Source organism: Oceanivirga salmonicida (genome assembly GCF_001517915.1).
Lineage (GTDB): Bacteria > Fusobacteriota > Fusobacteriia > Fusobacteriales > Leptotrichiaceae > Oceanivirga > Oceanivirga salmonicida.
On sequence record NZ_LOQI01000006.1, the window covers coordinates 23,881 to 48,372 of the forward strand.

General features: G+C 26.8%; 20 protein-coding genes. 18 read left to right on the forward strand and 2 right to left on the reverse strand.

The annotated features are described in order from the left end of the window. Nucleotides 1–126 precede the first annotated feature (126 nt). The 8 genes from AWT72_RS01455 to AWT72_RS01490 are packed head-to-tail and all read left to right on the forward strand — an operon-like array spanning nucleotide 127 to nucleotide 7,864. Entirely contained in the window at nucleotides 127–465 is a 339-nt protein-coding gene (locus AWT72_RS01455; protein ID WP_067139726.1) for a YhbY family RNA-binding protein, read from the forward strand. Continuing rightward, on the forward strand, nucleotides 462–917 hold the full coding sequence (locus tag AWT72_RS01460; RefSeq protein ID WP_067139729.1) for a divergent PAP2 family protein: 456 nt from the start codon (nucleotides 462–464) through the stop codon (nucleotides 915–917). The genes AWT72_RS01455 and AWT72_RS01460 overlap by 4 nt, the downstream gene beginning before the upstream one ends. Beyond that, the gene (locus AWT72_RS01465) at nucleotides 914–1,657 is read left to right on the forward strand and encodes a TlyA family RNA methyltransferase (protein WP_067139732.1); all 744 of its coding nucleotides are present in this window, start codon (nucleotides 914–916) and stop codon (nucleotides 1,655–1,657) included. Before AWT72_RS01460 ends, AWT72_RS01465 begins: the two co-directional genes overlap by 4 nt. Further along, nucleotides 1,657–2,319: a 16S rRNA (cytidine(1402)-2'-O)-methyltransferase gene (rsmI, locus tag AWT72_RS01470; protein WP_067139735.1), complete on the forward strand. Its 663-nt coding sequence runs from the start codon at nucleotides 1,657–1,659 to the stop codon at nucleotides 2,317–2,319. The genes AWT72_RS01465 and rsmI overlap by 1 nt, the downstream gene beginning before the upstream one ends. Beyond that, nucleotides 2,319–3,218: a ribosome biogenesis GTPase YlqF gene (gene ylqF / locus AWT72_RS01475; protein ID WP_067139738.1), complete on the forward strand. Its 900-nt coding sequence runs from the start codon at nucleotides 2,319–2,321 to the stop codon at nucleotides 3,216–3,218. The genes rsmI and ylqF overlap by 1 nt, the downstream gene beginning before the upstream one ends. Then, nucleotides 3,218–4,918: a DEAD/DEAH box helicase gene (locus tag AWT72_RS01480; protein ID WP_067139741.1), complete on the forward strand. Its 1,701-nt coding sequence runs from the start codon at nucleotides 3,218–3,220 to the stop codon at nucleotides 4,916–4,918. The genes ylqF and AWT72_RS01480 overlap by 1 nt, the downstream gene beginning before the upstream one ends. 38 nt (nucleotides 4,919–4,956) lie before the next feature. Further along, the gene (ppc, locus tag AWT72_RS01485; RefSeq protein ID WP_067139744.1) at nucleotides 4,957–7,521 is read left to right on the forward strand and encodes a phosphoenolpyruvate carboxylase; all 2,565 of its coding nucleotides are present in this window, start codon (nucleotides 4,957–4,959) and stop codon (nucleotides 7,519–7,521) included. A 34-nt stretch (nucleotides 7,522–7,555) separates the two neighbouring features. Next, nucleotides 7,556–7,864 (forward strand): PTS sugar transporter subunit IIB, encoded by a 309-nt coding sequence (locus tag AWT72_RS01490; protein ID WP_067139748.1) that lies wholly within the window; start codon nucleotides 7,556–7,558, stop codon nucleotides 7,862–7,864. Nucleotides 7,865–7,954: 90 nt separating this feature from the next. On the opposite strand, the gene AWT72_RS01495 is transcribed toward AWT72_RS01490, so the two are convergent. After that, a complete protein-coding gene (locus tag AWT72_RS01495) occupies nucleotides 7,955–9,097 on the reverse strand; it encodes an Abi family protein (RefSeq protein ID WP_067139751.1) in 1,143 nt (380 codons plus the stop codon). Further along, nucleotides 9,090–10,970: an ABC-F family ATP-binding cassette domain-containing protein gene (locus tag AWT72_RS01500; RefSeq protein ID WP_067139754.1), complete on the reverse strand. Its 1,881-nt coding sequence runs from the start codon at nucleotides 10,968–10,970 to the stop codon at nucleotides 9,090–9,092. Before AWT72_RS01500 ends, AWT72_RS01495 begins: the two co-directional genes overlap by 8 nt. Before the next feature lie 200 nt (nucleotides 10,971–11,170). On the opposite strand from AWT72_RS01500, the gene AWT72_RS01505 reads away from it, so the two are divergent. The 10 genes from AWT72_RS01505 to AWT72_RS01545 all read left to right on the forward strand — a co-directional run bounded on the left by AWT72_RS01505 (nucleotide 11,171) and on the right by AWT72_RS01545 (nucleotide 24,354). Continuing rightward, entirely contained in the window at nucleotides 11,171–15,862 is a 4,692-nt protein-coding gene (locus tag AWT72_RS01505) for an OmpA family protein (protein WP_067139756.1), read from the forward strand. Nucleotides 15,863–16,032: 170 nt separating this feature from the next. Then, the gene (gnpA, locus tag AWT72_RS01510; RefSeq protein ID WP_067139759.1) at nucleotides 16,033–18,210 is read left to right on the forward strand and encodes a 1,3-beta-galactosyl-N-acetylhexosamine phosphorylase; all 2,178 of its coding nucleotides are present in this window, start codon (nucleotides 16,033–16,035) and stop codon (nucleotides 18,208–18,210) included. A gap of 18 nt (nucleotides 18,211–18,228) precedes the next feature. After that, nucleotides 18,229–19,119 (forward strand): carbohydrate ABC transporter permease, encoded by an 891-nt coding sequence (locus AWT72_RS01515; protein WP_067139761.1) that lies wholly within the window; start codon nucleotides 18,229–18,231, stop codon nucleotides 19,117–19,119. A gap of 9 nt (nucleotides 19,120–19,128) precedes the next feature. Next, complete coding sequence (locus AWT72_RS01520; RefSeq protein WP_067139764.1) at nucleotides 19,129–19,998, forward strand: carbohydrate ABC transporter permease; 870 nt, start codon at nucleotides 19,129–19,131, stop codon at nucleotides 19,996–19,998. Further along, complete coding sequence (locus AWT72_RS09425; protein ID WP_156285897.1) at nucleotides 19,995–20,156, forward strand: DUF6903 family protein; 162 nt, start codon at nucleotides 19,995–19,997, stop codon at nucleotides 20,154–20,156. Before AWT72_RS01520 ends, AWT72_RS09425 begins: the two co-directional genes overlap by 4 nt. Before the next feature lie 18 nt (nucleotides 20,157–20,174). After that, a complete protein-coding gene (locus AWT72_RS01525; RefSeq protein ID WP_082680497.1) occupies nucleotides 20,175–21,494 on the forward strand; it encodes a carbohydrate ABC transporter substrate-binding protein in 1,320 nt (439 codons plus the stop codon). Between the two features lie 102 nt (nucleotides 21,495–21,596). Then, the gene (locus AWT72_RS01530; RefSeq protein ID WP_067139770.1) at nucleotides 21,597–22,580 is read left to right on the forward strand and encodes a LacI family DNA-binding transcriptional regulator; all 984 of its coding nucleotides are present in this window, start codon (nucleotides 21,597–21,599) and stop codon (nucleotides 22,578–22,580) included. A 65-nt stretch (nucleotides 22,581–22,645) separates the two neighbouring features. Beyond that, a complete protein-coding gene (locus AWT72_RS01535) occupies nucleotides 22,646–22,999 on the forward strand; it encodes a GntR family transcriptional regulator (RefSeq protein ID WP_156285898.1) in 354 nt (117 codons plus the stop codon). A gap of 1 nt (nucleotide 23,000) precedes the next feature. After that, on the forward strand, nucleotides 23,001–23,702 hold the full coding sequence (locus tag AWT72_RS01540; protein ID WP_067139776.1) for an ABC transporter ATP-binding protein: 702 nt from the start codon (nucleotides 23,001–23,003) through the stop codon (nucleotides 23,700–23,702). Continuing rightward, the gene (locus tag AWT72_RS01545) at nucleotides 23,695–24,354 is read left to right on the forward strand and encodes a hypothetical protein (protein WP_067139779.1); all 660 of its coding nucleotides are present in this window, start codon (nucleotides 23,695–23,697) and stop codon (nucleotides 24,352–24,354) included. Before AWT72_RS01540 ends, AWT72_RS01545 begins: the two co-directional genes overlap by 8 nt. Nucleotides 24,355–24,492: the final 138 nt, after the last annotated feature.

The window sequence follows — 24,492 nt, forward strand, 5'->3', positions numbered from 1 at the left end:
TTTTTATTTAAAATAATAAAAAAAATATAAATATAAAAACATTTTTTAAGATAAATATACTAATAAAATATATTAATTAATTGTAAAATATGATATAATAATTAGATATGGACAGAAAGGAGAAATATGGAGTTAACAAGTAAAGAAAGAAACTTTTTGAGAAAAAAAGCAAGTAACTTAGAACCTGTTGTTAGAATAGGTAAATTAGGAATAAGCGATACTGTGTTAGAAAATATAAAGCAAGTTATTGATAAGCAAGAATTAATAAAAGTTAAGATATTGAATAATTCAGAAGAAAGTGTTTCCTATGAACTAAGCAGTAAGATTGAAAAGTATACTGGTGCAGTTGGAGTCTATTTAATAGGAAATATTATGATATTTTTTAAGAAAAAAGTAGATGAAAAAAATCAAAAAGGACCTATAACCCAAGAATTTTATGATTTTAGAAATAGGAGTAAAAAATGAGTGGCGGCATAATATTTGGTAATAAAATAATAGATATAGTGTTTTTGTCAATGATGATTGCACAAATGATAAAAATATTTATACCAGTATTAAAAGGTAAAAAACCAGAATTTTCAAAGTTATTTGAAACAGGTGGTATGCCTAGTTCACATTCAGCAAGTGTAATAAGTCTTTGTACTTGCATCTCTATTATATATGGAACAACTAGCATATATTTTGCAATGACTATGGTTATAGCAACAATAGTTATGTATGATGCTACAGGAATAAGAAGAGAAGCAGGTAGACATGCAAAAATACTAAATAAAATTATATTAAGTGATTTAAAATTATTCAAAACAAAAGAATTTAAAGAATTTAAAGAGTTTTTAGGACATACACCTTTAGAAGTTTTAGGTGGAATGATTTTAGGAATATTAGTCCCATATATGTTTGGGTGGTATTTAGTATGAAAAAAAGATTAGACCATATATTACAAGAAAAAGGGTACTTTGATACAAGAGAGAAAGCTAAAAGAGCAATAATGGCTGGAGAAGTTATAGTCAATGAAATGGCAGTAACTAAAGCTGGTACAATGTTTAAAGAAGAAAACATTAAAAGTATCAGGGTAAAAACAAAAATAAATTATGTTAGTCGTGGCGGACTTAAATTAGAAGGAGCTATTAAAATTTGGGATATTGATTTTAAAGATTTAATAGTGTTAGATATAGGATCTTCAACTGGTGGATTTACGGATTGTAGTTTAAAAAATGGAGCTAAATTTGTATATGCAGTAGACGTGGGAACTAATCAATTAGATTATAGTTTAAGAATGAATGACAAAGTTAAAAGTATAGAAAACAGACATATTAATAAATTGGGAGAAGAAGACCTAGATTTAGGTTTGGCAGATGCAGTAGTTGCGGATGTTTCCTTTATATCTTTAACAAAGATAATAGAATATGTTCATAAATTTTCAAAAGAAAATTCGTTTTGCGTACTTTTAATAAAACCACAGTTTGAAGTAGGAAAAGAAAACATTGCTAGAAATGGTATAGTAAAAGATGAAAATTGGAGAGATTTTGCTATAAAAAAAGTAGTTAAAGTAATGAAAGAATATGATTATGAAATTGTTGGTATAAATGAGTCTCCTATAAAAGGGACAAAAGGAAACATTGAGTATTTAATGTACGCAAGAAAGAAGAGGAATTAATGTTATACATAGTAGCTACTCCTATTGGAAATTTAGAAGATATTAGCATGAGAGCATTAAGAATATTGAAAGAAGTTGATTATATTTTTGCTGAAGATACAAGGGTAACAAGAAAATTATTGAGTGCTTATGAAATCAAAAATACTGTTTATCAGTATCATGAACATAATAAAAGGCATCAAATAGATAATATATTGAGTTTATTGAAAAATGAAAAAAATGTGGCATTAGTTACAGATGCAGGAACTCCTTGTATATCAGATCCGGGTTATGAATTAGTTGATGAAGTATTAAATGAAGGAATTAAGGTAGTAGGAATACCGGGAGCTTCTTCTATAATAACGGCAGCTAGTATATCGGGGTTAAGTATGAGAAGAATTGCCTATGAAGGTTTTTTACCTAAGAAAAAAGGCAGACAAACTCTTTTAAATAAATTAAAAGAAGAAGATAGAACTATAATAATTTTAGAATCTCCAAATAGAATATTGAAGACATTAAAAGACATAAATACATATTTAGGAAATAGATATGTGGTAATAGCACGAGAAATAACAAAAATGTATGAAGAAGTTATTCGTGGCTATGTAGAAGAACTAATAGAAAAATTAGAGACTAAACCTATAAAAGGAGAAATAGTCTTAATAATTAAGGAATTAGAGTAATGGATATACAAAAAACAAATATAAACTGGTATCCTGGACATATGAAAAAAACAATGGATATGTTCAAAGAGCAGTTAAAACAGGTTGACCTTATAATAGAAATATTAGATGCGAGAATACCTTTATCAAGTAAGAACCCAGAAGTTGAAAAATTAGTAAAGCATAAAAAAAGAATAATAATTTTAAACAAAATGGATTTAGTTGATAAAAATGATTTTTTTAAGTGGGAAGAATATTTTTTGGCTAATAATTTAGCAGATAAAATAATACCTATGAGTGTTGAAAAAGGTTTTAATATAAAAGAATTAAGAACTGAAATAGACACTATGTACAAAGAAAAATTAGAAAAAAAGAAAAAAAGAGGTTTAATAAAAACTGAGATTAGAGCAATGGTAGTAGGAATACCCAATGTTGGAAAGTCTAAGTTTATTAATAAAATATCATCAACAAGTAAAGCAGGGGTAGGAAACTTGCCTGGATTTACTAGGGGTAAACAATGGATAACAGTAAATAATAAATTCTATTTACTAGATACACCAGGTGTATTATGGCCAAAATTTGATAGTCATGAAACGGCATTAAATTTAGCAATAACAGGCTCTATAAAAGATGATATATTATCGTTAGAACAAGTGTGTATATCACTTGTAAAAAAAATGAAAGAATATAATATAATAAATAATATTTTAAAAGCATATAATATTGAAAATTTAGAAAATATTGAAAATGCTGATGATTATGAACTATTAAAAGCAATAGAAAAAAGACTTTTAATTCATAATACTAAAGAACATGATTATGAAATCATATCACAAAAAATATTAAGAGATTATAGAACAGGAAAGTTAGGAAAATTCTTTTTAGAATTACCTAAATCGCCTAAGAAAGAAGGAAAATAATGAGTAAAAAAACATTTGAAGAATTAGGATTAAGTAATGATACATTAAAAGCAGTTAAGGCAAAAGGATTTGAAGCACCATCAGAAATACAAGCAATGGTTATACCAGAACTTTTAAAAGAGAGAACACATTTAATAGGACAAGCACAAACAGGAACAGGTAAAACTGCTGCATTTGCACTTCCTATATTAGAATTATTAGAGCCAACTAAAAAAGTTAAGGCTATGATATTAGCGCCAACTAGAGAATTAGCAGTACAAGTTGCAGAAGAAATTTATTCTTTAAAAGGTGATAAAGATATTAAAGTATTATCAGTTTATGGTGGAGCCTCTATTGAAACACAATTAAGAAGTTTAAAAAGAGGTGTAGATATAGTAGTAGGAACACCAGGTCGTATTATGGATATGATGAGAAAAAGAGCATTAATATTAGATGATTTAGAATATTTTATTTTAGATGAAGCTGATGAAATGCTTAATATGGGATTCATTGATGATATTAAAGATATATTATCAAAAACAAATGATGAAAAGAAAATGTTATTCTTCTCAGCAACTATGCCAAAAGAAATATTAAACATAGCAAAAGAATTTATGCCAGGTCATAAAATAATGAAGGTTAAAAATAAAGAATTAACAACGGCTTTAACTGAACAAATATACTTTGAAGTAAGACCTAATGATAAATTTGAAGCTTTATGTAGAGTATTAGATTCTAGACCAGATTTTTATGGTATAGTATTTTGTAGAACTAAGCATGACGTTGATGAAATTACAAAAAAATTAAAGGCTAGAAGTTATGATGCAGAATGTATACATGGAGACGTTACTCAAAATATGAGAGAAAAAACTTTAGACTTATTTAAAACTAAGATTTTAAACGTATTAGTTGCAACTGACGTGGCTGCTAGGGGAATAGACGTATCAGATTTAACACACGTAATAAATTATTCTATACCACAAGAAGCGGAAGCATATGTTCATAGAATAGGTAGAACAGGTCGTGCTGGTAAAAAAGGTATAGCAATTACTTTTGTAAGTTCAAGAGAAGCTAGTCAATTAGCAAAAATTAAAAAACATACTAAATCTGACATTAGAAAAGAAAAAGTACCTAATGTAAATGATATTTTAGAATCTAAAAAAGAATATTTACTGGCTAATATAGAAGAAATAATTAAAGAAAATGATTTCACTAAGTATTTAGATTTAGCAAGAAAAATGTTAAATGAAAAAAATGCTGAAACAGTTTTAGCAGCATTTTTAAGACATGTTTATGATGAAGAATTTTTAAAAGAAAAATATACTGAAATTAAAGAAACAACTGTACATTTAGAAGATAATACAAGATTATTTATAGCATTAGGTGCAAGAGATAATATGAATGTTAAGAGTTTATTAGAATTAATAAATAAAAAGGCTAATGTACCAGGTCGTAAAGTAAGAGATATTAAAATTATGGACAAATTCTCTTTTGTAACTGTTCCTTTAAAAGAAGCGGAAGATATTATGAATGCATTTAATGGAGATAAATCTAAAAAACCATTAGTTGAAGTATCAAATAGTAGTGGATCATCTAAGAAATCTGGAAACAGAGATAGAGGAGATAGAAGAGGAAATAGTAGAAGTAGAGATAATAAGGGAAGCAAAGGAAGTAGAGATAATAAAGGTAGCAGAGGTAGCAGAGGAAGTAAAAAATATTAATAGATAATCTCACATATATTGTAAAGGATAAGAAGCAAATGAATAAAAAATATGAAGAAATCAATATTTTAGTTGAAATATTAATGAAATCTTTAAAAAGTAACATAAGATTAGACATAGAAAATATAAAAAATGCAGCTATATTAAAAGATTATGATAAATTAAAGATATTAATTAGTGAAATAAAAGAAGAAAATGTTTATGAAGTTTCAAGAATTTTGAGTTTATTTCCACTGCTTATAAACATAGCAGAAGATGCAATAGAATCACGTAGTATAAAAACTGATGATATTGCTACTCTTGATTATGCATTTAACAATATTAAAGATATTAATATATTAAAAAATATATCTGTTATGCCAGTATTAACTGCGCATCCAACACAAATACAAAGAAAAAGTGTACTAGATTTAATAAGTAAAATATATAAGTTGGTTAGGGAATATAATTATACAGAAGATAAAGAAAAATGGTTATTAGAAGTAGAAAGAACTATAAACATATTAATATATACTGCTATATTAAGAGATAGTAAATTAAGGGTAGATAATGAAATAACTAATATTAATAGTTACTATAAATCAAGTTTTTTAGAATCTATACCTGATTTAATTGTTAAATATAATGAAAAATCAAAAAAATTAGGAATAAAAGAAGACTTAATACCTATAACTATTGGAACTTGGGTAGGTGGAGACAGAGATGGAAATCCTTATGTAAGTGATAAAACATTAGAAAAAGCAGTATATAGTGCATCTACTTTAATTTTTGAAGAGTATATAGAAAAATTAGAACAACTTTATAGAGATATTTCTTTAAGTACAGAACTTTCAAAAGTTAGCTTAGAAGTAATGGAAATGGCAGAAAAATCTTTTGATATTTCTATACATAGACAAAAAGAACCATACAGGAGAGCAATAAAATACATAAAAGACAGGGTAATAAGCACTGCTTATTACTTAGGTCTTGATACTACAACTATGCCTAAAAAGGTTGATATAGAACCATATAAGGATTGTAATGCTTTTACTTGTGATTTAATAAAGATAAAAAAATCTATTGATGAAAATATAGATCCAATAATATCTAAGGGATTATTAGAAAAATTAATAGTATTAACGGAAGTATTTGGATTTAATATAGCTAGTATAGATTTAAGACAAGACTCAAGTAAACATGAAATATGTGTAGCGGAACTTCTTAAATCGGCTAATATAGAAAAAGACTATATTTCGTTATCAGAAGATAAAAAATGTGAGTTATTATTTAATTTAATAACTAATGACCCTAGAACATTATCTAGTCCGTATATAACTAAAAGTGAAATTTTGGAAAAAGAACTAGCAATTTATAAAATGGCTAAAAAGATGATAGATAAATTCGGTAAAAAAGTTATAGAGAGAAATATAATATCGCATTCTACTAGTGTTTCTGATTTATTAGAAAATAAGATATTATTGAAAGAAGCCAATCTTGATATAGATATAGTACCTTTATTTGAAACTGTTGAAGATTTAGAAAATTCAATAGAAATAATGTCTAAATGGTTTGATTTAGGACTTATTAATAACAAAAAACAAGAAATAATGTTAGGGTACTCAGATAGTAATAAAGATGGTGGTTATTTAAGTTCTAGTTTTGTATTATATGAAGCACAAAAGAAATTAAGTAAGTTGGCTATTAAAAAAGGTGTAAGTATAAGTTTTTTCCATGGTCGTGGCGGAACTGTAAGCCGTGGTGGTGGGCCTAGTTATGATGCAATATTAGCACAACCCAAAGATAGTATTAATGGTAGAATAAGACTTACAGAACAAGGAGAAGTTATAGAAGCCAAATATGGTAATTATACTAATTCTCTGCGTAACCTTGAAGCATTAGTTGCTGCTAGTTTAGAAGCAACCAAAGAATTAAAAATATCATATAATGAAGAAGAATATGAAAAAATTGTAAGTAAATTATCTGAGATAAGTTTTAAAAAATATAGAAATTTAGTTTTTGAAACTAAAGGTTTTGTAGATTTTTTCTATGATATAACTCCTATATCAGAAATATCTAAACTTAATTTAGGGTCTAGACCATCTTCAAGAAAGAAAACAAGAGATATTGAGAATTTAAGAGCAATACCTTGGGTATTTTCATGGTCTCAATGTAGAATAATGCTTGCTGGTTGGTATGGTTTAGGAACAGCACTTAAAAATGATATAGAAAAATCCAAAGAAATGTATATGAATTGGCCATTTTTTAGAGCATTAATATCAAATATAGACATGGTTTTGGCTAAAACAGATTTAAGAATAGCAAAAGAATATGTTGGACTAGCCACAAATCAAGAAGTAGCTCAAAAAATATTTGAAGATATAAAGGTTGAATGGGAATTAACTAAACAAGTTATTTTAGAAATTTCTGATAAAAAAGAATTACTGGGAGATAATAAAAAACTAGCAACAAGTTTAGAAAATAGAGTACCATATTTTAATGCCTTAAACTATATGCAAATAGAATTAATTAAAAGAGTTAGAGAAGGGAAATCTAGCGAAGAAATAATAAAGGCTATATATACTAGTATTAATGGTATAGCAACAGGACTTAGAAATTCAGGTTAAAAAATTTAAATATAAATATTAGAGGGGAGAAATTATGTTTAATTATTTAAAGAAAAATAAAAAAGGGAATGATAGTATTGATGCTAAATTTGATGCTAATGTAGAAAATGAAAAGTTAGTAGATGATTTAATCAAATATTTAGGTGGTATTGATAATTTAGTAAAAATTGATAACTGTATAACTAGATTAAGATTAGAAGTTAAAGATACTTCAATAATAGATGATGAAGCTATTGAAAAAATAACACTAGGTATAACAAAATCATCAAATACAGATGTTCAAATTGTTATAGGAACTCGTATTGATTTTATAGCAAATACAATGAAAAATAAAAAGAAATAATATTAATAAAGGGGAATGATTTTTATCATTTCTTTTTTTTTATTTATAAAAAATGAGATAAATTTTAAAATTACTTATCTCATTTATATTCTAATATTTTATTTGTTTTAAAAGTGTTTTGCAGTTTTCTAGTTGATTTTTTTCAATTTCAAAAATTTCATCTTTATTTATTATATTAAATAAATATTCTATATATTTTACAACTGTTTCAAGTTTATGCTTGTCATCATATAAAAAGTCTAATATATTATTATTGTGTGCAGCCCTATTTCTAAGTTCTTTTATAGATGATAGGTAATTTTGAAAATCTTTTTTACTTAAACTATATATTTTAGAAATTTCTTCTAATATATTATCATGACTAGCATCTATTAAATCATTTAAACTACCCAAAGTAAATTTCTCCATTAAAATTAAAATGGGTATATCATCAGTAAAGTATTTTTGCTTATATAAATTAACAAAATAGTTATTATCATCATTTTTAAGTAAATCTTTTGCTCTTTCTATACTATTATGAACACCCCTTATACTAGTTTTATGGCACCATTCGAATTTTAAATAATCAAGTGGACCATTTTTACTTAATATTTTAGCAAAATTAGTTTTTATAGAAATTTCTATTATTTCTATAAGGGCAAGTAAATTAAAACGAAGTTTTTTGTCTAAATCTATTCTATTTCGTATTTCATCAAAAGATATATTATCTTTATATTTATTATTATTCATAAATACATAAGCAAAGTCTTTAAGTTCATAGTAACTTGTATGTTTTAAATATGATTTAGCCTTTTCTTCATTTTCAAATGTTAAGTTTTTATTTTTTAATAATTCAATTAACCCATATTCATTTAAAAGATTTTTATTGTATTTTTTTCTTATTTTAGAAAATGCCCTAGCAATTGATTTGTATTCATCTACATTTATTTCTTTATTTGAGTATAAATACAGTAAGAATACTATATGATTATCTAGAGTGAAAGGAATACAGACTTTTTTATAATCTAAACTTATATTTTCTTTATTAGTATTTAAAGAACTTTTTACAAAATCTATATCTTCTAAGTCTATATCTCCATGTACAGATGCTAATAATAGTTGTCTATTATCTATAATATATGCACAAATTAACTTTAAATTAGGATTATCCTTATTTAAAACATTAGTTAATTTAGATATTTTACTTATTAGCTGAGTATCTTGATAGATTATATCAAAAGCTTCATTATTCATTTATTTCCTCCAATTCATTTTGTAATTGTTCCCATTTTTCAAGTAAGTTTAGTTCGCGGTCATTTAGTGAATTTAATTTTTCTTGTATTTCTACAAGTTTTCCAGCATTAGTTGCTATACTAGAGATAAACATTTTTTTGTTAAGTTCATCTTTTTCTAATTCAATTTCTTTGCTTCGTTTCTCAATATTTTCAATCTCTTTTTTTATTTTATTAATTCTTTTTAATTTTTCTTTTTGAGCAGTATAATTTAATTTTCCGCTATAAGATTTTGTATTATCATTTTTAGATATTAAACTTTTCTTATACTCCTCATAATTCCCTTTAAATTTAGTAAGTCCATTTTCATCTAATATGTATATTATATTACAAACACTGTCTATAAAATGTCTATTGTGCGAAACTAGTAATATACTTCCTTCAAAATCCTCTAAAGCATTTTCCAATATTTCTATAGAGTAAATATCTAAGTGGTTAGTAGGCTCATCTAATATTAAAAAATTCGCTTGTTTTTGTAACATTTTAATAAAAGATACTCTTACTTTTTCTCCACCAGATAAAGATGAAATCCTTTTTTCTATATCATCTTTTGTAAATAGAAAACCACCTGCCATACTTCTTAAATATTCCTCTGTATAATTAATAGAAGTATTTATTTCTTGTAGTATAGTATTATCAGGACCTAAATCTTCATTGTTTTGGTCATAACTTGCCACATTAACTCTACTACCTAAAGTAATTTCTCCATTATCTGCTTTAATTTTGTTAGTTATAATTTTAAGTAAAGTAGATTTCCCAGAACCATTTTTACCTATAATTCCTACTCTTTCTCCTTTATAAAGATTAAATGATATGTCATTTAGTACATTTTTATCATCAAAATTCTTGCATATATTTTTAACTATTAATACATTTTGTGCTGTAGGACTTTTAGGTATAAATTTTAACTTCATTCTTTTGATATTAAATATAGGGTCATCTATTCTGTCTATTCTGTTTAGGATTTTTTCACGACCTTTGGCTTGTTTAGCCATTCTACCAGCACGATTTCTTTCTATATACTCCTCTAATTTTTTTATTCTATCTTGTTCTTTTTCAAAGGCTTTTAATTTTCCCTTTATTATCATTTCTTTTTGAATAATAAAGTCTGAAAAGTTACCGTTATACTTATATAGTTCCTTATTTTCTAATTCAAAAATACGATTACAAACATTATCTAAAAATACTCTATCATGTGATACTAATAAGAAAGCTTTATTGTATTTTAATAAAAAGTTTTCTAACCATTCTATAGATGCTAAATCTAAATGGTTAGTTGGCTCATCTAATATTAAAAGTTCAGGTTCTTTTAAAAGTAGTTTAGCAAGAGAAACTCTAGTTTTTTCTCCTCCACTTAAATTAGAAATAATATTTTCTTGCATATCATCTAATTCTAAACCATTTAAAACTTGCTTTATCCTATAATCTAAATTATATCCATCAAACGATAAAAAGATATTATTTAACTTTTCTAATTCACTAAGTAAATTTAAATCCTCATTTATCTGTATTTTAGCATTGATTTTTTCAATCTGACTTAAAATACCAAACTCATAAGCAAATGCAGATTTTAATTCTTCTAAAACTGTATTATTTTCATCTGAAAAATTATGTTCTTGTGAAAGATAAGAAATATTTACATTTGGATTTACAAAAACATCTCCATTATCTATTCTCTCTGTCCCTTTTATTATATTTATTATTGTTGATTTACCAGCACCATTTAAGCCTATTAATCCTATTTTATCTTTGTCATTTATATTAAAAGTAACATTTTTTAAAATTGGTTTATCTAAAAATGATTTATTTACTTTATTAAATTGTATTATGTCCATCTTTATCTCCTTTTATTTAACTAAATACTATCATATATGTTTTAAATCTTCAATCTATTTATTATTAATTTCGGAATGCGGTCTAAATTAAAAAAGAAATTCTATAAGCTAACATTTATAGCTAAATAAATATTATTATTTGACATTCATGGGGGAGGGGGGGTATAATGTAATTGAGAAAAAATATAAGGGAGAAAAATATGGGAATTAAGGAAAAGATGAAATGGCTTAAAAAGTCATTAAAGAATAAAAAAAGTGTAACACTAGGATTAATGATATCATTTTTGATTAGTGGTAATTTATCAGTAGCAGCACCAGGTGAAAAAATTGGTGGACAAAACAATACTGCTACAGGAGAAAATTCAGGTGTAGTAGCAGGGAATTCAAATACTGCTAGTGGTGTTTCTACTTCAGTAGTAGGTGGAGCATCAAATAAAGCTAATGGAGAAAGTTCATCTATAGTGGGTGGATTCAAAAATACTGCTGATGGTGAAAAATCAGGAATAATTGGCGGGTCTACAAACGCTACAACAGGTAGATATTCAGGTGTTTTAGGTGGAGCATCAAATAAAGCTAATGGAGAAAGTTCATCTGTAGTGAGTGGATTCAAAAATACTGCTGATGGCGAAAAATCAGGAATAATTGGAGGGTCTACAAATATTACAAAAGGTAGATATTCAGGTGTTTTAGGTGGAGTATTAAATAAAGCTAATGGAGAAGCTTCAACAGTAGTAGGTGGAGCAAAAAATACTTCTGATGGGAAATTTTCATCAGTATTAGGTGGAGAAAATAATAAGGCTGAAGGAGTAGATTCAGCTGTAGTAGGTGGATCAACAAATACTGCCAAAGGAGTTAGATCAATAGTTTTAGGTGGTGGTTTAAATATAGCCGAAGGACAAGATTCAGCGGTACTTGCTGGAGGAAATGCTGGAGCTCCTAATATAGTTAAAGGGGAAAATTCAGTAATAGCAGGTGGAGCTGGTAATATTGTCGAAGCAGTGGGAAATTCTGGAATATTTGCTGGTTATAAAAATAAAGTTGAAAAAGCAGATTCTGTAGTATTAGGAGGATATGATAATATTACTGCAGGAGATCGTACCGCAATAGTAGCTGGTATTCATAATAGAGTTTCAGGGACTTATTCAACAGCCTTAGGTGGAGTAAATAATGCAGTAACAGGATCACATTCAAGTGCGATAGCAGGAACTCAAAATAAGGTTTCAGGAATTACGTCAGTTGTGTTAGGAGGACTGAAAAATGATGCTAGTGGAAACAGAACTGTAATATTAGGTGGAGATACTAATACAGCTTCAGGAACTCATTCTGTAGTAATGGGAGGATCAAAAAATACTTCTAGTGGGAAATTTTCATCAGTAATAGGTGGTATAGGAAATCAAGCAATTGGGGCTTCGACTTCAGTAATAGGTGGTTATCAAAATAGAGCTGAAGGACAAGATTCAGCAGTACTTGGTGGTGGAAATGGAAATAATCCAAATGTTACAAAGGGACATAATTCAGTAGTAGCTGGTGGAGCAGGTAATGTTGTTGATACGACTGGAGAAAACTCTGGAATATTTGGTGGTTATAAAAATAAAACTGAAAAAGTAGGTTCAGTAGTATTAGGTGGATTAACAAATACGGCTAGTGGAGAACGTTCATCAGTATTGGCTGGTTCAAGTAATAAAGCTTCAGGAAGCCATGCGTCAGTAGTAGGTGGTGCAGGTAACAAATCTGAAGGAGTATCATCAGTAGTAATAGGTGGAACAAAAAATACGGTTAGTGGTAATCATTCTGCTATAATTGGTGGTGTAAAAAGTACTGTTGCTGGAATTCAAAGTGTTTCAGTAGGTTCAGAAAATAAAATAGATAAAGATAAATCAATTGCTATAGGTCATAAAGCACATGCTAAAAATGAAAATTCATATGCATTTGGTAATGAAGTAGTATCAGAAGGAAAAAATTCATTTGCTATAGGACATAAAGCTAAATCAGTAGGAGAATATTCATTTGCAGTTGGTAATGAAGCAATATCAGAAGGTTTAGATTCATTTGCATTAGGTAAAAAAGCTACTTCAAAAGATGCAAATTCATTTGCACTTGGTACTGAATCAGAAGCTAAGAAGCAAAAATCATTTGCATTAGGGTATCAAGCTAAAACAGATGGAGATAGTGCATATGCATTAGGTGCTGAATCAAAAGCAACTGCACAAAACGCATTTGCTATAGGGTATAATGCACAAGCAAAAGGAGATAGTTCTTATGCTTTAGGTAATGCTTCAATTGCAAGTAAAAAATATGCTTATGCTTTAGGTATAGGTGCGAATGCACAAGAAGAAGAGTCATATGCTATAGGACATAATGCAGTAGCAACAAAGAAAAAAGCATTAGCAATAGGTAATGATTCACATGCTAAAGGAGAAAGTGCAGTAGCATTAGGAACTTCGGCAACAACAGCATTAGATAATGCAGTAGCATTAGGTTCTGAAACAATTGCAGACGTTGATAAAGGTGTAGCAGGACATGATTTCTTAAAAGATGCAGCTAGTACAGAAACTGGCGGAGTTTGGAGTGCAACACATGCAGCAGTATCAGTAGGTAAGGCAGATGGAACTGTAACAAGACAAATAAATGGAGTGGCAGCTGGTACTAAAGATTCAGATGCAGTAAATGTGGCTCAAATTAAAGCATTAAAAATAGGAAAAGGTAAAATTGATGAAAACGACCCAGATAATGATAAAACTGTAACAGGTAAAACAGTATTTGACTATGTTAAAAATCAAGGATTAACATTTACAGGAAATGTAGGTTCAGAAGCAATAAAATTAGGAGAATCATTTGCAATAGAAGGAACATTAGCAGCAGGAGAAGCAAGTTCATCTAAAAATGTAACAACAAAAGTAAATGGTAAAAAATTAGAAATACTAATAGCAGAAAAACCTAAATTTGAAGAAGTAGAAGCAGGAACTGGAGCAAATAAAGTTATTATAGGTGAAAATAAAATTTCATTAGGTGGTAATACATATATAACAAGTGATGGAGTAGATGCGAATAATAAGAAAATTGCAAATGTTGCTGATGGTGTTGATGCTAAAGATGCAGTAAATAAGGGTCAATTAGATAAAATTAAGGATGAATTAGAAAAATCAGCTAAAGATTCAGTAGTAGTTAAACAAGTTGATGGAGAAACAAAAGTAACTAAGAATACTAATGGAAATGTTAATGAATATACTGTAGGATTAGCAGATTCTGTAAAAAGTGATATTGCTAAAATAGGTAAAGGTAAAGTAGAAGCTGGAGACCAAAATACAGTAACAGGAGATACAGTACATAAAGCTCTTAAAGATAATGTAGGTAAATTAGTAGACGTAACTTCAAAAGATGAAACAGTAAAAGTTGTAACAACTACTAAAGATGGTAAGAAAACATTTGATTTAGCAGTAAATAAAGAGAAGTTAGCAGAAGACTTTGCTAAAAAAGATGCAAGTAACTTAAATGATGACAATGTAAAACAATGGGCTGAAAAATTAAGTAAAGATGCTAATATTGCAACACTAGATGCAGCAAAACCAAGATTAGTAACTGACAAACAAGTTCATGATTATGTTAAAAAGACTGCAAGTGGTTTAGTTGACGTAAAAGAAAAACCAAATTCAGGTATAGAAGTAATTGCTGATGGACCAGATGCAACTGGTAAGAAAACATTTACAGTAGGATTAGATGCACCAACTAAAGAAAAAGTTGATAAAATAGGAGATGGAGTAATTTCGGATACAGACCCTAAAAAAGATCATACAGTAACAGGAAAGGCAGTACATGATTATGTTAAAGATAATGCCATCAAAAAAGATGGAAGTAATCTTACAGTAAATGAAGTAACAAATCTTTCTAAAAAACTTGTAGGTGTAACTTCAGAGGATAAGTCATTAAATGTTGTTACAAAAACTAATGGAGCTGGAAAAGTAATATATGATTTAGCCGTAGATAAAGATGAATTAGCAAAAGATTTTGCTAAAAAAGATGCAAGCAATATAGATGATGCAGCAAAGGTTAAATGGAGAGAAAAATTAGGTGTTGGAACTGGTAAAATAGTAAAGGGAGATCAAAATACAGTAACAGGAGATACAGTACATAAACACTTGAAAGATAATTATTATGATAGAAAAGATATTGATAATAAGTTAGGTAAAATAGGAGCAGAAACAGGAAAATTAAGTGGTGGAATAGCAACGTCAATGGCTATGGGTAATATACCACAAGTAAGTGATAGACATTTATTCTCAATAGGAGCAGGTGGAGCTTATTATAATAAAACTGGTGGATTTGCTTTAGGTGTAAGTGGTACAATACCATCAAGAAGATTTATATATAAAGTAAGTGCTGGTGTAGATACTAAAAAATCTTGGGGAGTAGCAGCAGGAGTAAATGTTAATTTATTCCCTGAAAAGAAAAAGAATATGGTTAAAACTACAATAGTTAAAGAAATACCAAAAGAAGAATTAGATAGATTAAAACAAGAAGTTAAAAATGAAATATTAAATGAAATGAAAAAATCAATTAAATTTACTATAAAAGACTTCGATTTAGATAAATATAATTTAAAAGCAGAACAAATAGCAAAACTTGAAACTATAGTAGAAGTTATAAATGCAAATTATGATGGAACAACAATAGAAATTATAGGGTATACAGATAGAGCATATACAGAACAATATAATTTAGATTTAGGATTAAGAAGAGCAGTTTCAGTTAGAAAGAAATTAATTGACTTAGGATTAAGCAAGAATGTAAACATAGAAATAAGATCAAGAGCATTTAATGAAATTAACGATGGTAATAGAAAAGATTTAAGAAGAGTAGAAGTATTAATCAATAATTTTGATATATACAATTAAAGTTTATTTTCATGGGGTTAGGGAATATGTTTAGGCATACTCCCTAATTCTTTTTTTATTTGGTAAAATTTTATGCCATTTTTACCAAAATATAACTATTGTTATTTATGATTATGGGGTTATAATAATAAAAACGAGAGAAATATGTAGAAAGAATAAGGAGACCAATTATGTCAACAGGAAGAGTAACATTACCTATAGAAGAAGGTAGAGAAGAACTTGTGAAAGAACTTATAAGTTTATGGAAAACTGATGCTATAAGAAATAGTGATGGTACAAAATTAAATGAATATTTTGAAAAGCTAAATCAAATGGTTTATGCTACATATTTTGTTGCTAGGGGAGACCAAGAATGGGTTACAAAAAATCCTAGTGAAATAATAAATGCTGCTCTTATGAGTGAGAGAAATATAGCGTATGATAAAGTTTTAAAAATTGATATTTTAAAGGGTTATTACAAAGAACAATTAGAAATAAACGAAAGTAAAGAAGCCTTAGATTTACTTGAAGTTATAAATAGAACTGCGGGAGAATACTTACCAAAAAGTGATTATTATTATGAAAATGGTTATGTAGTAATTACTAATGCTACTAAATTTAATGAATATACAGTAAATTTTTTAGCAAAGCAAGTTTGGGATATAACTCATATGTATAATCATTTAACTAATAATTGGACTACAGGTAAAAGTACACCTTTTGATGCAGTTTATGAAAAGAGTAGTAAACATATGATAGAAAATTTAGAAAAATGGTTAAATGAAAAAGAAAATGTTGATATAGTAAGATTTACAACATTCTTTTATCATTTTATGGTTATGTATGATGATAAAAAAAGACAAAAATATGGAGATTGGTTTGGGTATAGTGGCACAGCAAGTGTTGCTATGTTTAAAAGATTTGAAAAAGAAAAGAAATATAAATTAAAATTAGAGGATATTATAGATGGTGGATTTTATAACAATCAATTTAGAAATCCGACAAAGCAGTTTTTAGATTATATAGATATACTTACTAAATTTGTAAGTGAAAAAGCTAAAACATTGGTAAATTTAGTGCATAAATATAATAAAAAAGCAATAATGTTTGTAGGAGACAACTGGATAGGTATAGAACCATATTCTAAAACTTTTAAAAATATAGGCTTAGATGGTGTTGTAGGGTCTGCAGAATGTGGTGTAGATATTAGAATGGTGTCTGATATGCAAGATTTAAGTATTAAAGAAATTAGGTTTTTACCATATTTATTCCCAGATGTATTTAATAAAACAGGGCAAGCTTTAAAAGAAATGAAATTTAATTGGCTTAGAATGAGACGGGCTATGTTAGTTAAAAATGTTGATAGAATAGGTTTTGGTGGTTATTTAAGTTTAGCAAATGAAGAAGAAGGTTTTACTAAATATGTAGAGAAAATTTGTAATGAATTTAGACAAATACATGATATTACTAATGGAACTGAGAGTAAAAAATTAAATAAAAAAGTAGGGATACTTAATAGTTGGGGTAAACTTAAAACTTGGCAGGCAAATAGAACAGGTCATGCTAGTGGAAATTATGAAAATTATATATATATAGGAGCATTAGAAGCTCTATCAGGTTTACCAATAGACATTGAATTTATTAATTTTGATGATGTTAGAAATAAGGAAAAATTAAATGAATTTGGTCTAATAATAAATGTTGGTCGTGAGAATACAGCATTTATAGGAAATGAAAATTGGTTAGATGAAAAAGTTATAAGTAATTTAAGAGAATTTGTTTATAATGGGTCAAGTATAATTGGTATAGGAGATCCAAGTGCATGTCATAAATTTAGGGGGACACATTTTAGTTTAGCCGACATATTTGGTTTAGATAAAGAAGTGGGGAATACTCTACAATATTCTAAATATGAACAATCAAAAGAAAAGATATTAAATAAACATTATATATTCAATAATTTGTCTGAAACCGAGATACTAGCTAGTAGTATTTATGATAAAAATGATGATTATATTTATAGAATAAATGATAATTTAAATATATTAGCTAGTTCTCATTACAGTATAAAAATTGCTTGTAATGAATATGGAAAAGGGAGAGCAGTTTACTTTAATTCAAGTAATTATAGTTTGTTGAATAATAAAATCTTATTTAATGCAATATTATGGGCAACAAAAAATGAAAATGCTAAAATTTATTTAAGTGATAATAAAAATGTTGAAGTATATGAATTTGAAAAGGTTAATAAGTTAGCGGTGATAAATAATAGTGAAGAAAAGCAAATAAGTAAAATTTTATTAAAAGGAGAAGTTAAATTTGAACTTAATTTAGGTTCTGGAGAAATAAGATGGGTAGATATAAATTAAATAATATAGGAGAAATAAATGAAAAGAAATAAATCAAATACAATTTTTATTGTTTTATCACTATTACCTTCTTTAATAATTTATACAATATTTAAGGTGTTTCCTGTATTTAAAGTTTTTAAACTTTCCTTATATAAGTTATCAATATTATCTTTTAAGGAACAATTTGTAGGATTACATAATTTTAAGATTTTATTTCAAGATATGAATTTTATTAGAGCATTTCAAAATTCAGTATTATTAATAGTATATGTAACTATTATAACTATAACCATATCACTTATATTTGCAAGTTTACTTGTTAATGCAAAGATAAAAGGCTCTAGTTTTTATAGAATAATATTTTATATACCAAGTATATTATCTATAGTTGTTATAGGTGGAATATTTTCTGCAATCTATGATACAAATTTAGGACTTTTAAATTCTGTATTAAATGTATTTGGTTTAAGTGGACCTAAACTAGGTTGGCTAGGAGACCAAAGTATAGTTATTTATTCAGTTTTAATAGTAATGGTTTGGCAAGCATTAGGTTATTATATGGTTATGTATATGGCAGCAATGGCTTCTATACCAACTAATTTATATGAAGCAGCAGAAATAGATGGAGCAGGTAGAATAGTTAAATTTTTTAATGTAACTATACCCCTTATTTGGAGTAGTATAAGAACGACATTATCATTTTTTATAATTAGTAATATAAATATGAGCTTTTTAATAGTAACCATATTAACTAATGGTGGTCCTGATGGGGCTTCACAAGTTTTCTTAACATATATGTATAATCAAGCATATACAAATCAAAGTTATGGTTATGGTATGGCAATAGGAGTAGTAGTTTTTATGTTTTCATTTATAATTTCTGCTATAGTAAGCCTTATTACTAAAAGAGATATATTGCAATATTAGGGAGATATTATGAAGGTAGAAAAATTATATAGATTATTTATTTATGTAGTATTATTAGTATTTACTTTGTCTATACTAGTTCCTATTTTATGGGTATTTGTTGCATCTTTAAAACAAAATTCTGAATTTGTAGGAAATCCTTGGACATTACCTAAAAGTTTTTATTATCAAAATTTTATAGATGCATTTATAAAGGCTAAAATGGGTGTATACTTCATGAATTCTGTAATAGTAACGGCATTATCACTATTTATATTAGTTATCACTGCTGTTCCAGCAGCTTATGTATTAGCAAGATTTGAATTTAAGGGAGCAAAACTACTTAAAACTTTTGTAAAAGCAGGTATGTTTATAGATATAAGTTATATAGTTATACCAATATTTTTGATACTTCTTAAAGGAGATAGGGCTTTAAAAGGTTTACAAATTATAAAATCAACATTTTTTTTGAATAGTTTGGTAATGTTATCTATAGTTTATGTATCAATGGCACTTCCATTTACTATATATATATTAACAGGTTTTTTTGAAACTCTATCTAAATCTTATGAAGAAGCAGCATATATAGATGGTGCAAGTTATTTTATAACTATGATAAAGATTATGACTCCTATGGCAAAGCCAAGTATAATAACAGTAATATTATTTAATTTTTTAGCATTTTGGAATGATTATATAATAGCATTAACATTAATGACAGGAGATAAGAGAACTCTCCCAGTAGGATTATTATCTCTTATGGCTTCAAGTAGAGAAGCAGCCAATTATGGTGTTTTATATGCAGGTATGGTTATAGCAATGCTACCTATATTAATTTTATATATGTTATTACAAAGTAAAATTACTCAAGGAATGTCTTTGGGAGGTTCTAAAGAATGAGAAAAGTAGAAAATTTATTAAATTTAGTAATATTTATAATCTCTATGTTTATAATCCATTATGGTAATAGAGAAACTAGCTTGAAAAATTTATTAGTTATGCTAATAGGTATGTTTGGTGTGTTATATGTTTTATATAGATATAATAAAAGGTATTAAAAGAAGGGGATGATTAATATGAAAAAATTAAAAGTTTTATTAACTTTTGCATTAACAGTATTAGCTCTTTCATGCGGGGGTAATGAAGGTGCGAAAACTGATACAGGGGAAAAAATAGATTTAAAATTTTCGGCTTTTGAAGGTGGATATGGAGATAAGGTTTGGCCTGAAATAGTTGAAGCCTATGAAAAAGTTAATCCTAATGTAAAAGTTACATTAACTCAGTCTAAAACTATAGAAGATGAGTTAACAAGTAAAATTAAAGGTGGAGATTACCCAGATGTAGTTATGATAGCTATGGGTCGTAAAGCAGGATTTACAGAAAATTTTGTTAAGGAACAAGCATTAGAAGAATTGACAGATATTTTAAACTTAACAATTCCTGGAGAAAACAAGAAAGTTTCAGAAAAAGTTGAAGAAGGCTTTATAAATAATGGTGTAACAAAACCTTATGGTGATGATAAACTATATTTAATGCCAGTATTCTATTCAACTACTGGACTATTCTACAACAAAACTTTATTTGAAAAAGAAGGATTTGCAGTTCCTAATACTTGGGATGAATTATTTGCTTTAGGAGAAAAAGCTAAAGAAAAAGGTATATCATTATTTACTTATCCTACAACAGGTTATTTAGATTCGTTTATACCATCAGTAGTAGCATCAGTTAATGGTTATGAAGGTATAAATAAATTCTATAACTTTGATAGTAGTGTTTTCAAGGGAGAAAAGGGAGATAAATTATTTGAAATATTAGAAAAAGTATTTGCTAATGCAGACCCTACAACAGTTTCAAATGCAAATGCACAAAACTATAGAAAAAATCAACAATTAATCATAGATGGTAAAGCATTATTTATGCCTAATGGATTCTGGGTTTTAGGAGAAATGAAAGATACAACTCCTGAAGGTACGGAATGGGGAATGATGGCAATTCCTAGTTTAGATGGTGGAAATAAATATGCATATAGTTTCTTTGAACAAATTTGGATACCAAAAGAAGCCGCTAATAAAGAAGCAGCTAAAGACTTTATTGCCTTCATATATTCAGATGCAGCAGCAGAAATTTTTGCTAAGTATAATGCAGTGCAACCAATAAATTCATATCCTTATGATAAATTGTCAGCTGAAAATCAAATATTTTTTAGTATATATAAAGATGGTGCTAAGGCAATAGTTGGTGGATTTGTTCCGACTACACCAATAGAAGGTTTAGTAATAGGAGATGAAGTATATGGTTCAGTGGATTCAGTAGTTAATAAGACTAAGACTATAAAACAATATAGAGATAATTTAGTAGAAAAATTTGACAAGTTACAAAAAAATATCATCAAATAATTTTAAAATTTAAGTGTTACTATTAAATGGTAGCACTTTTTTTGTAGTTAAAAATTAATTTTCATTGTATAATGTATTATAGGAATTTTGAAAGGAAATATTATGACTATAAAAGAAATAGCAAAGGCTAGTGGAGTAAGTATTACTACAGTATCAAGAATAATAAATAATGATGAGGATTTTAGAGTTAGTGAGAAAACTAAAAATAGGGTAATAGATACTATTCATAAACTAGGTTATGTTAAAAGAAATATAGGGAAAAATAAACTTAGATATAAGGTAGGAATAATAAAAATATTTGAAAATGAAATAGAAGATATTAATGCGTATTATTCTTCTTTTTATTTAAAAATAAAGACAAAATTTAAAGAAGAAAAAATTAAATATGAGATATATTCAAAAAATGACCTAGAAGATGAGAGTTTTGCCAAACTAAAATACCTAGATGCAATAATAGTTGTTGGTGAAGCCCCTAATAAGTTTATACTAAACATTTTAAGATATAATAAAAATATTATATGTTTAGATACAGATATTAAAATAGATAGTGTGGATTCTGTTAGTTTTGACTATAAATTAAGTGTAAAAAAAGTTGTTGATTATTTAATTAAACAAGGTCATAGTAAGATTGCATTAATAACGGGGAAATATAATAAAAAAGATTTTAGAGAAAAATATTTTGAAGAAATAACAAAAGATAGGAAAATACTAAAAAAGACTATACTTAAAATAGGAGAATTTTCTGATGAAAGTGGTTATAAACTCATGTTGGAACTTTTAAAAAATAAAAAAAATCAGCCAACTGCTATTTTTTGTGGGAATGATAATATAGCACTAGGCGTTTATAAGGCTATATATAAATATAATAAAAAAATACCTGATGATATATCTGTTATAGGGTTTAATGATAATAAGAATGCTAAATTTTTAAATCCACCTTTAACTACTATAAGTATTAATTTAGACAATATAATAAATGTTGCTATGAAGTTATTGAAAGAAAGAATATATGAAAATAGAACTTTTACTTGTAAGGTTCAAATACAAACAGAATTAATTGTTAGAAAGAGTTGTAAAAAAATTTAAAATTTAATACTTGACAAACCGCCTTTCTTGGTGTAATATACCAATATAACACTAAGGAGGTGATTTTGTTGAAATTTGATAACAAAAAACCGATTTACATACAAATAATGGATAATATCATAGATGATATTATACAAGAAAAGTATGTATCAGGAGAAAGAATACCCTCTATTAGAGATTATGCAAAGGAGTGTACAGTTAATCAAAATACTATAATGAAATGTTACCAAGAATTAGAACGCCAAGGTATAATTGAAACTAAAAGAGGAGTGGGTTATTCTATAGTTGACGATAAAAATATTGTAGAAAAACTAAAAAAAGAAAAAATAAAAGAAGCCTTAAAGATTTTCTTGAAAGATATGTATTTATCGGGATTTAGTAAAGAAGAGATTATGGAACTTATAGAAAGGGAAGGTTAAAATGTTAAGTATAAAAAATTTAAATAAAAGTTTTGGGAGTAACTTAATTTTAAATAATGTAAATTTAGAATTATCTAGCGGGAAAATACTAGGCTTATTAGGACCTAATGGAAGTGGAAAAACAAGTCTTATGAAAATTTTAGTAAATATAGGAGCTTATGACAGTGGGGAAATAGAAATCATGGGAGAAAAACTTTGTAAAGAAACTAATAGATATATAAGTTATTTACCAGATGTTATATTCTTAGATGAGAACATGAGTATAGGTCAAGCTATATCAAATCATAAGCTTTTCTATAAAGATTTTAATGAAGAAAAATCTGAAAAGTTATTAAAAGAATTAAAATTAGACAAAAAGCAAAAAATAAAAAGATTGTCTAAGGGTATGAAAGAAAAATTAAATTTAATTTTAGTTTTATCAAGAGATGCTAAACTATTTATATTAGATGAACCAATTGCAGGAGTAGATATAGTAACTAGACAACAAATTTTAAAATTAATAATAGAAAATATAAATGAAGATGCATCAGTTATAGTAACTACACATTTAATTAAAGATATAGAACAAATATTTGATGAAGTATGCTTCTTAAACGAAGGTAACATTTCTAAAATTTACAATGTAGAAGAAGTTAGAGTTAATAATGAAAAATCAGTAGAAGAACTGTATTTAGAATTTTTTGGAGGTGTTATAAATGCTTAAATATTTTATATATCAATTAAAGAATAATTATAAAATTCTTGTAGTAAATTTATTGGTGGTAGTTTCATTAACACAAATAATTACTGAATATGATAATGGGACAACAATAATTTCATTAGATGCTATTACATTGTTATTAATACCAGGAGCAATATTATTGGGTCTAAGTGTAATGTTTTCTTTTTATAAGGCATATGATATTATAGTTGGAGACTTATTTAGAAATACAGGTTATTTCACATATACATTGCCTATAAAAAGTTATAAAATACTATTTTCAAAAATACTATTTGCTTTATTTTATATGAATACAATTTTGGTAGCTATTTCAATACAAACAGCGCTTAATTTTAGAGTAGATTTTTTAAATATTTTAAATTTGATAAAAGATGGAATATCACCAATGGTAATTATTAATATTAATGTATTTATGTTTTTATCATTTATAATTATTATGTTTGTATTTGTAAAAGTCTATATAAATTCTAGATTTTATGCTATATTGATAACTACTATAACTGCTATAATCATGACTACTTTTATTGATATTATGATTTATAATTATGATGTTAAAAGTATTATAGCAATTGCGCTATCATGTATTTTTGTTTTAATATCAGGTAGATTGTTAGATAAAAAATTAGATATGTAATATATTAGATTTATATGTTAATAAAAAAATAAATATGGGTTTTATACTCATATTTTTTTTGAGAAATAAAATATAAAATTTCCTTTTATTTTAAAGTGTTTTTGATAAAATAAAAAACTTTTCAAAAAAAAGTAAAAA